Genomic DNA, 8,223 nt, shown 5'->3' on the forward strand with positions numbered 1-8,223 from the left:
GTTCCTTGGGCGTGACGTAGCAAAGCATCGCCGTGCCGTACCAGCCGATCATCGCTGCGCCGATCCCGCTGGTGATATGGTCGTAGCCAGGCGCGATATCGGTGGTCAGCGGCCCGAGCGTGTAGAAGGGCGCCTCGCCGCACGCTTCGAGCTGCTTGTCCATATTCTCCTTGATCTTGTGCATCGGCACATGGCCGGGGCCCTCGATCATCACCTGCACGTCCTGTTCCCAGGCGCGCTTGGTCAGCTCGCCGAGCGTATAGAGTTCGGCGAATTGCGCTTCGTCATTGGCGTCGGCGATCGATCCGGGGCGCAGCCCGTCGCCGAGGCTGTAGGCGATGTCATACGCCTTCATGATCTCGGTGATCTCGTCGAACCGCTCGTAGAGGAAGCTCTCCTTGTGGTGCGCGAGGCACCATTTCGCCATGATCGACCCGCCGCGCGAGACGATCCCGGTGACGCGCTTGGCGGTGAGCGGGATATAGGGGAGGCGCACCCCGGCGTGGATCGTGAAATAATCGACGCCCTGCTCGGCCTGCTCGATCAAGGTGTCGCGGAAGATTTCCCAGGTGAGGTCCTCGGCAATGCCGCCGACCTTCTCCAGCGCCTGATAGATCGGCACCGTGCCGATCGGCACCGGCGAGTTGCGGATGATCCATTCGCGCGTGTCGTGGATGTTGCGCCCGGTCGAGAGGTCCATCACCGTGTCCGCGCCCCAGCGGATCGACCAGACCATCTTGTCGACCTCGCTCGCCACGTCGGAGGCGACCGCGCTATTGCCGATATTGGCGTTGATCTTGACCAGGAAATTGCGGCCGATCGCCATCGGCTCGCTTTCCGGGTGGTTGATGTTGCTGGGGATGATCGCGCGCCCGCGCGCCACTTCGTCGCGGACGAATTCGGGGGTCACATAATCGGGGATCGCCGCGCCGAAGCTCTCGCCGTCGCGGATATGATCCTTGAGCATCGCGCGGCCGAGATTCTCGCGCGTCGCGACATATTCCATCTCCGGCGTGATGATCCCGCGCCGGGCGTAATGCATCTGGCTGACGTTGGCGCCGGGCTTGGCGCGCAGCGGGCGGCGGACGACATTGGGGAATTGCGCGACGCCGGCGGAGCGATCGGGGCCCTTGAGGCCGTTATCCTCGGGGCGCACCTGGCGCGCGTCATAGCTTTCGACATCGCCGCGCGCGACGATCCACTCGCGGCGCAGCGCGGGGAGCCCGGCCATGATGTCGATCGACGCATTGGGGTCGGTGTACGGCCCGGAGGTGTCGTAGACGTTGAGCGGCGGCTCGCCCGACGAGGGCTCGAGATCGATCGCGCGCATCGCGACCTTGAGCGGGCCGACGTGGATCTTGCGGCTGCCGCGGATCGGGCCGGTGGTGACACCTATTTCGGTGCGGGCGGGCCGCTGGCTTCCAGCGGAAGCCAGTTCAATCGGCGAATCAACGTCTGCCATGTCTCTTGTCTTCCTCGCATTATCGCGGGGAGGGACGTGGCGGGAGTGATGCGCCGCTCCCTCCCTACGCCGGTGTCAGCCGGATCAGGTTCAGCGGGTCGAGGGCTGCGGCCCTCCTCTCAACCGCGGCGTCGGCGGTCCCCCGGGGATACTGGCGGTATGTCTAGGGGGTTTGCGCCGCGCCGTCCAGCCGCGTGCCAGTTTGAAAAATGCGGCGCACCGCATTTTTGGCGGCACCGGCCCGCTCCCCCACCCGGCCACCCACTCATAATACCGATGGGTGGCCGGGTGGGGGAGCGGGCCGGTGCCGCAACGAAATGCCCCCGAAGGGGCATTTCTCAGACCGACTCTTAACCGTTGGCCGCGCTGGTGTTGACGGTGCCGTTGACGCCGGCGGGATAGAATCCGCCCGTGGTCACCGACGCCTTGTTGAGGAACAGGATGTTGAGCACCTGCCCGGTGGTGCGGCTGAAGGTGATGCCGTTGCCGTCGACCGGCGCGACGTTGGAGATCGTATTGTCCGCGCCGGCGATTCCCTTGTCGAGCGTGGTCGAGCCGTCGAGGCTGTCGCGCGCCGCGCTGAGCTTGCCCGGGATCACGGTGAAGCCCTTTTGATAGAGCAAGGTGCGGATCAGCCCGGCGTGATAGGCCTCGGTGCCGAGCACCCCGGCCAGCCCGGTGATGAAGCCCGGCGTGCCGAGCACCGGCACCAGCCCCTTGTACGCGGTGGCGATCACATCCTTGAGGATGAACGCGCCGTAGAGGAAATTCTCGTCCGACGCATAGGGGTTGAACGGCGTCACCCCCGCCAGCCCGGCGAGCGCCGCGAACGCATCGGTGCTGCCGCTGTCGATGTTGAGCGACGGCATTGCGGTCGGCGTGCCGCCGATCAGCGAGCGGAGATATTCGACGTGCGCGCGATCGTCGCGCGCCATTTCGCGCGCGACGGCGGCGACCTGCGGATCGCTGAACGGCACCAGCGCGCCGCCCTTGACCGTCCCCTGGGTGCCGCTGCCGGTCAGATCGCTCGCCGGCAGCCCGGCGCCCGTCGCGGCATAAGAGAAATATTGCCCCGACAGATATTCGAGCTGGAGCGCGAACTTGAGGATCGTGATGTCCGCCGCCTCGGTGCTGGCGGTCGAGGTCGCGGTGGGGGTGGGCGTCGGGTTGGACGAGGAGGAATCGCTGCCGCAGGCGGACAGCAACGCCAGCCCGCCGACCGCGGCGCCCGACTGGCCGACGAGGCTGAGGAAACGGCGGCGCCCGGCGCTGTGCAGCGCGGCGTCGTCGGAAGTGGTGATCTGTTCGTGGTCGATCATGACGATAATCCCTGAAACCTTGGCAAATGGGCGAACGAGCGGCGCGTCGGGCGCGCCTTAGCTCGCCGCGCTCGTCGTGATGGTGCCGTTGACGCCGGCCGGGAAGAAACCGCCCTTGGTGACCGCGGTCCGGTTCAGGAACAGGATGTTGAGCACGGTGCCGTAGCTGCGGGCGAAGGTGCAGGCATTGCCGTCGACCGGCGCGATATTCGCCAGCGGGCCGTTGCCCGACGAAACCTCGCGGATGCCCTGATCGTCGTCGGACCCGCCGTCGATGCTGTCGCGATAGTTGGAGATGCTGTCGACCGAGCCGAGGATCGCGGCGTTGGCGCTGCTCATCTGGTAGAGCGTGGTGCGCACCAGCGCGGCATGATGCGCATTGGCCGCCATCAGCCCGGCCGCCGCCTCGAGGAAGGTCTTGCTGCCGAGCAGCGCGACCGCGCCCTGATAGGCACTCGCGACCACATCCTGCAGGAAGAAGGCGCCGAGCAGGAAGTTGAGCTCGTTGGCATAGGGATCGAACGCGGTGTTCGCGGCGACCAGCCCGGCGGCCTGCGCCATCGCGCTGAACGCATTCGTCGCGCCATTGCCGAGATCGATCGCCGGCTGCGCGACCGCCGCGGTGCTGAGCGTGGTGCGCAGGAAGCGGACCTGATTGAGCGTCACCGTCGCCATTTCCTTGGCGTAAGCGGCGATATAGGCGTCGGCGAAGGTCACCTTGGCACCGGGCGTGACATTGCCCCCGGCGGTCGGGGTGGCGGCGCCGCTCTGCGTGTCGCTGGTGCCCAGCCCCGCGCCGTTGACGGCGTAGCCGTAATAATTGGCCTGGAGATATTCCAGGTTGAGCAGGTAGTTGAGCACGTCCGCATCGGCCACCGTCTGCGCCGAAACGGGATCGGAGAAGATCAGCGCGCCCGCGCCGATCGCCGCCGCGCCGACCGCCGCGGCAAAGAACGCGCGCCGGTCGTCGCGCCGTTTCTCGTCCGGTTCCGGCATCCCGACAAGTCGCCCGTCCTGGGTCATTGCTGCTTCCCTTCCTGAACCGCCCGGCAGAAAACCGTGCCGTATGCGCCTAGTTGATTTCGCTGTCTCGAAGCTGAACGAATCGACAGAATCGTGACCGAACCGTTCCTTTAGGCGGAGCGGCCGGCCACGCAAAACTCAGAATGTATAAGCCACCCCGATTGCACCAAGCCATTGATTCGCTGTGCCGACATCGCGCACCACCGGGCTCGCCGCGGCATCCCCGAGCAACCGGCTGTAGGTTGCGGCGCCGACCAGTTTCCAGCCGTGGAGCAAATCGCCCGAAAGCGAGACGGTGCCCGCCGCCCCCAGGGTCCAATTCTTCCACCCGCCCCGCCCGTGATAGGCGGGGAGCCCGCTCGCGCGGCTGTCGGCCGGGGTGATGTTGAAATAGGACGCCATATAGCCGTTCCCGACATGATCGGCCGAAACGAACGCCGCCACGGCGATCTTGCGGCTCAACGGGGTGAAATATTGCAGATTCGGCGTGACGATAGCGCTGTCGTGTACCCCGAATATGTCATGCCGGTAACTTACCGACAGCGTCAGCATGTCGTGCCTGCTGGTGAGCACCCCCGTCTTGCTGATGCCGAGATAGCCGCCGGCCTCGATCGTCAGATCACGCTTGGGTAAGGCGCGGACCTGCGGATCGTCGATATTGCTGCGGCTGGTACGGTTGAAATTGACCGCGATCAGCGGCCCGGCCTGGATCGCCCATGCCGGCCCGTCGGGGCGGCGGATCAGGTTGAAGCTCGCGCGATTGCCGATGATCGCGAAATCGTGGCCGCCGACGGTGCCGATCGCCCCCGGCACGGGGCTGAACGAATGATGTTTGGCGCCCTCGTAATCGCTCATGAAGCCCGCGCCGACGCCCACCGTGACGATATCCCGATCGAGATCCGGGCTGGCGGGGCCGGCGGTCTGCGCCGATGCCGACGGGGCCGAGAGCGGGACGGCACACAGCGGGGCGATCGCGGTAAGATATGGTAAGCGCACAAAAATTCTCCACGGCCGTGCTCGTCAAACCCGTGGGCGGTGCTTTGGCTCCCTGACGGGGGGGCGAGACGCCGGCGTGAGGGCCGGCGTGATCCAGAGCCATCGCTGGTCCATCGCTTTCCGCGGCGGATAAGCCTCCTTGTGCTCCCGCGAAGGGCGCCCATCAAAGTGGTGGGAACCCAGGGCACGAGCCCAGACTGGGGCCCCGCCTTCGCAGGGACACAAAGGGGTTTCCGGCACGTAGCCCGACCCAGTCGTTCGCCCGCGCCAACCGTCCCGATCCGGCACGATTTTGGCTCGCGCTCTCTTCCGCTCGGCGCGGCGATCCGCTACGCCGGGGGGATGGCAGCAACCCACGGCTGCGACATCGCGATCGTCGGCGGCGGTCTTTCAGGATCGCTGATCGCCTTGGCGCTCGCGGCAAAGCGCCCCGATCTTTCGCTGCGACTGATCGAGGCCGGAGAGACGATCGGCGGCGACCGATTGTGGTCGTTCCTCGATGCCGATGTCGCGCGCGCCGATCGCTGGCTGCTCACGTCGCTCATCGTCCACGCCTGGCCGGTCTATGACGTCGCCTTTCCGGGGCAGGCGCGCGCGTTGCGGCACCCCTGTTATGCGATCACCGGCGAGCGGCTCGATCTGGTGGTGCGCGCACAGCTTTCCCCCGATGCGGTGATGACGGGGCGCAAGGTGCTGGGGTGCAGCCCGCATTCGGTCACGCTCGCCGGCGGGGAGCGGATCGAGGCCAAGGGGGTGATCGACGCGCGCGGCGCGGGCGATCTTTCCGCGCTCGATATCGGGTGGCGCAAATTCCTCGCGCGCGAGCTGGAGATCGCCGGCGGCCACGGGCTCGACCAGCCGATTCTGGCCGACGCCACCGTCACCCAGCATGACGGCTATCGCTTCGTTCGCTGCCTGCCGCTGTCGCCGACCCGCGTGCTGGTGGAGGACAATTATTGCAGCGACAATGCCGCGCTCAACGCAGGCGCGCTTAACCGGCGGATCGAGGTCTATGCCGAAAGCCGCGGCTGGCAGGCGAGCGAGGCGGGGCGCGAGGAGCGCGGCACGCTGCCGCTCGCGATCGGCGGCGATTTCGACGCGCTGTGGCGCGCCGGCGGTGCGCGTGTGGCCAAGGCGGGGACGCGCGCCGGGTTGTTCCACCCTTCGACCGGGCGCTCGCTGCCCGATGCGGTGCGGCTCGCGGTGCTGATCGCCGACACGCCGGATCTTTCCGGCGATTCGTTGTACGCGCTGACGCTCGACTATGCCCGCGCGCGCTGGGCTGAGCGGCGCTTCTATCGCCTGTTCAACGCGCTGATGTTCCGCGCGGCGGGATCGGAGGCGCGCTATCGCGTCGCGGCCTGGCTCTATCGCCAGCCGGCCGGGCTGATTTCGCGTTTCCATGCGGCACGTTGTACCTTTTCGGACCGCGCGCGGATGCTTAGGGGCAAGCCGCCCGTGCCGTTCTGGCGTGCGGTGAAGCTGGCGAGACGCATCGAGTGACTGAAGCGTGACCGAAACGAAGGCGGTGGTGATCGGGGCCGGGATCGGCGGGTTGGCGCTCGCCATCCGACTGCAAACGGCGGGAATCGCGACGACCATCGTCGAAGCGCGCGACCAGCCCGGCGGCCGGGCGGCTTTCCGTCGGCTGGAGGGTTATACGTTCGATACCGGCCCGGCGGCGATCGCCGATCCCGCGCCGCTCACCGCGCTATGGGCGCTGGCCGGCGACGATATGGCGCCGGCGGTGACCTTGCTCCCGGTCGACCCCGGCTATCGCTGCCACTGGCCCGACGGCGCGGTGCTCGATCTGGCGGACGACGAGGCGTTGCGCGCGGAGATCGGCCGGCGCGCGCCCGGCGATGCCGCGGGATATCGCAAATTGCGCGATCATGCCGCGGCGCTGCGCCGCGAAGGACTCGACCAGCCGTTCGCCGATGCGGCGGCATTGCTGCGCGCGGCGCCGTGGGTGGTGCGGCATCAGGCGTGGCGCTCGGTCCATTCGACCGTTGCGCGCTTCGTCGGCGACGAAAAGCTGCGGCAGGCGCTGTCGTTCGGCACCTTGCTCGCCGGCGGCAACCCCATGACCGCCAATGCCGCGGCGCTGCGGCCGGGGAGCGAGGGCGAGGCGTGGTGCGTCGCGGGCGGCACCAACCGGCTGATCGCGGCGCTGGCGGCGCTGTTCGAGCGGCGCGGCGGGACGATCCGGCTGGGCGACGCGGCGGTGCGGATCGAGACGCTCGGCGATCGCGTGACCGCGGTGGAAACCGCGAGCGGCTGGCGCACCGATTGCGCGATGCTCGGCGCCAATTGCGACATGATCCACGCGTGCCGCGATCTGCTTGCCGGCTCCGCCGCCGCCGCGCGCACCGCCGCGCGGCTCGAGCGCAAACGGCAGGCGCCATCGGTGTTCGCGCTCCATTTCGGGATCAAGGGGACGTGGCCGGGCATTCCGCATCGCACGATCCTGTTCGGTGAGCGCTATGAGGAGGCGCTGTCCGACACGTTCGGGCACGGGCTGCTCGCGGCGGATTTCCCGTTGTTCCTCGATCATCCCAGCGTCACCGACCCATCGCTGGCACCGCCGGGCTGCTCGACCTTCCGCGCCTTCGCGCTGGTGCCGCATCTCGGCAAATTCCCGGAGGACTGGCGCCGCATCGCCCCGCTGATCGAACAGCGCGTGCTCGATGTGCTCGAGCGGCGGCTGATCCCCGAAGTGCGCGAGCGGATCGTCACCGGGTTCAGCTATAGTCCGGCCGATTTCGTGGGCGACTTCAACGCTTATCTCGGGAGCGCGTTCGGCCCCGAGCCGCTGCCGGCGGAAGGCACATGGTTCGCCGCGCGCAATCGCGATGCGGCGATCGGCAATCTCTATTTCGTCGGCGCGGGCGCGCATCCGCGCGGGGGATGGGCCGGGGCGCTGGAAAGCGCGCACAGCGCGGCGGATCTGATGCTGGGGCGGGGATAAGGTTCCGTCCCGTCGTGCCGGTTAGAGCGTCGCGCGTTTAATTGGGATCACATCGAACCGACAGGGTGGGACCCATCACCCCGGCGCAGGCCGGGGTCCAGTCGCGACCGGTCCGATGCTGGACCCCGGCCTGCGCCGGGGTGGATCATATCCCAGGTACGCTGCTCTAAAGCGAAGCCTCCGCGAACGAGGGAAGGGCGCTTGTCGCGCCGATGCTCTTTCGATAGGCGGCCGCATCCCAGCAGGTTGAAGATTCGATGAAGCGTCTCGCGGTCTATTGCGGTTCGGCCACGCCGGCCGATCCGGTCTATCTCGAAACCGCGCGCGCGGTGGGACGTGAGCTCGCGACGCGCGGGATCGGCGTCGTCTATGGCGGCGGGCGGCTCGGGCTGATGGGCGCGGTGGCGGATGCGGCGCTGGCGGCGGGTGGCGAGGTGATCGGGGTGATCCCCCAG

7 protein-coding genes and 1 riboswitch are annotated in these 8,223 nt (G+C 67.9%); of the genes, 3 read left to right on the forward strand and 4 right to left on the reverse strand.

Translation table 11 applies throughout. The features are described 5' to 3' along the window. The 4 genes from thiC to BGN95_RS19970 all read right to left on the reverse strand — a co-directional run. Window positions 1-1,462 (reverse strand): phosphomethylpyrimidine synthase ThiC (gene thiC / locus BGN95_RS19955; protein WP_286773785.1); only part of this gene is annotated, 1,462 nt, incomplete at its 3' end. A gap of 44 nt (window positions 1,463-1,506) precedes the next feature. Beyond that, window positions 1,507-1,617, reverse strand: a riboswitch (TPP riboswitch). 195 nt (window positions 1,618-1,812) lie between these two features. Beyond that, window positions 1,813-2,781: a ferritin-like domain-containing protein gene (locus tag BGN95_RS19960; RefSeq protein ID WP_179513140.1), complete on the reverse strand. Its 969-nt coding sequence runs from the start codon at window positions 2,779-2,781 to the stop codon at window positions 1,813-1,815. 57 nt (window positions 2,782-2,838) lie between these two features. Then, window positions 2,839-3,804 (reverse strand): ferritin-like domain-containing protein, encoded by a 966-nt coding sequence (locus BGN95_RS19965; RefSeq protein WP_265268731.1) that lies wholly within the window; start codon window positions 3,802-3,804, stop codon window positions 2,839-2,841. A gap of 138 nt (window positions 3,805-3,942) precedes the next feature. Beyond that, window positions 3,943-4,800: a MipA/OmpV family protein gene (locus BGN95_RS19970; RefSeq protein WP_286773786.1), complete on the reverse strand. Its 858-nt coding sequence runs from the start codon at window positions 4,798-4,800 to the stop codon at window positions 3,943-3,945. 342 nt (window positions 4,801-5,142) lie between these two features. Here BGN95_RS19970 and crtY point away from each other — a divergent pair, with 342 nt between their 5' ends. The 3 genes from crtY to BGN95_RS19985 all read left to right on the forward strand — a co-directional run. Continuing rightward, entirely contained in the window at window positions 5,143-6,303 is a 1,161-nt protein-coding gene (crtY, locus tag BGN95_RS19975) for a lycopene beta-cyclase CrtY (protein ID WP_265268729.1), read from the forward strand. Window positions 6,304-6,310: 7 nt separating this feature from the next. Further along, window positions 6,311-7,768: a phytoene desaturase family protein gene (crtI, locus tag BGN95_RS19980; RefSeq protein WP_286773787.1), complete on the forward strand. Its 1,458-nt coding sequence runs from the start codon at window positions 6,311-6,313 to the stop codon at window positions 7,766-7,768. A gap of 257 nt (window positions 7,769-8,025) precedes the next feature. Beyond that, on the forward strand, window positions 8,026-8,223 hold a 198-nt coding region (locus BGN95_RS19985; RefSeq protein ID WP_502688323.1), incomplete at its 3' end, for an LOG family protein.

The sequence above is a fragment of the Sphingomonas sp. 66-10 genome, assembly GCF_001897045.1.
Classification (GTDB): domain Bacteria; phylum Pseudomonadota; class Alphaproteobacteria; order Sphingomonadales; family Sphingomonadaceae; genus Sphingomonas; species Sphingomonas lycopersici.

Coding starts and splice junctions, on each gene's coding strand:
- BGN95_RS19960 (WP_179513140.1), bottom strand. CDS start 2,781: ATGATCGACCACGAACAGATCACCACTTCCGACGACGCCGCGCTGCAC.
- BGN95_RS19965 (WP_265268731.1), bottom strand. CDS start 3,804: ATGACCCAGGACGGGCGACTTGTCGGGATGCCGGAACCGGACGAGAAA.
- crtY (WP_265268729.1), top strand. CDS start 5,143: ATGGCAGCAACCCACGGCTGCGACATCGCGATCGTCGGCGGCGGTCTT.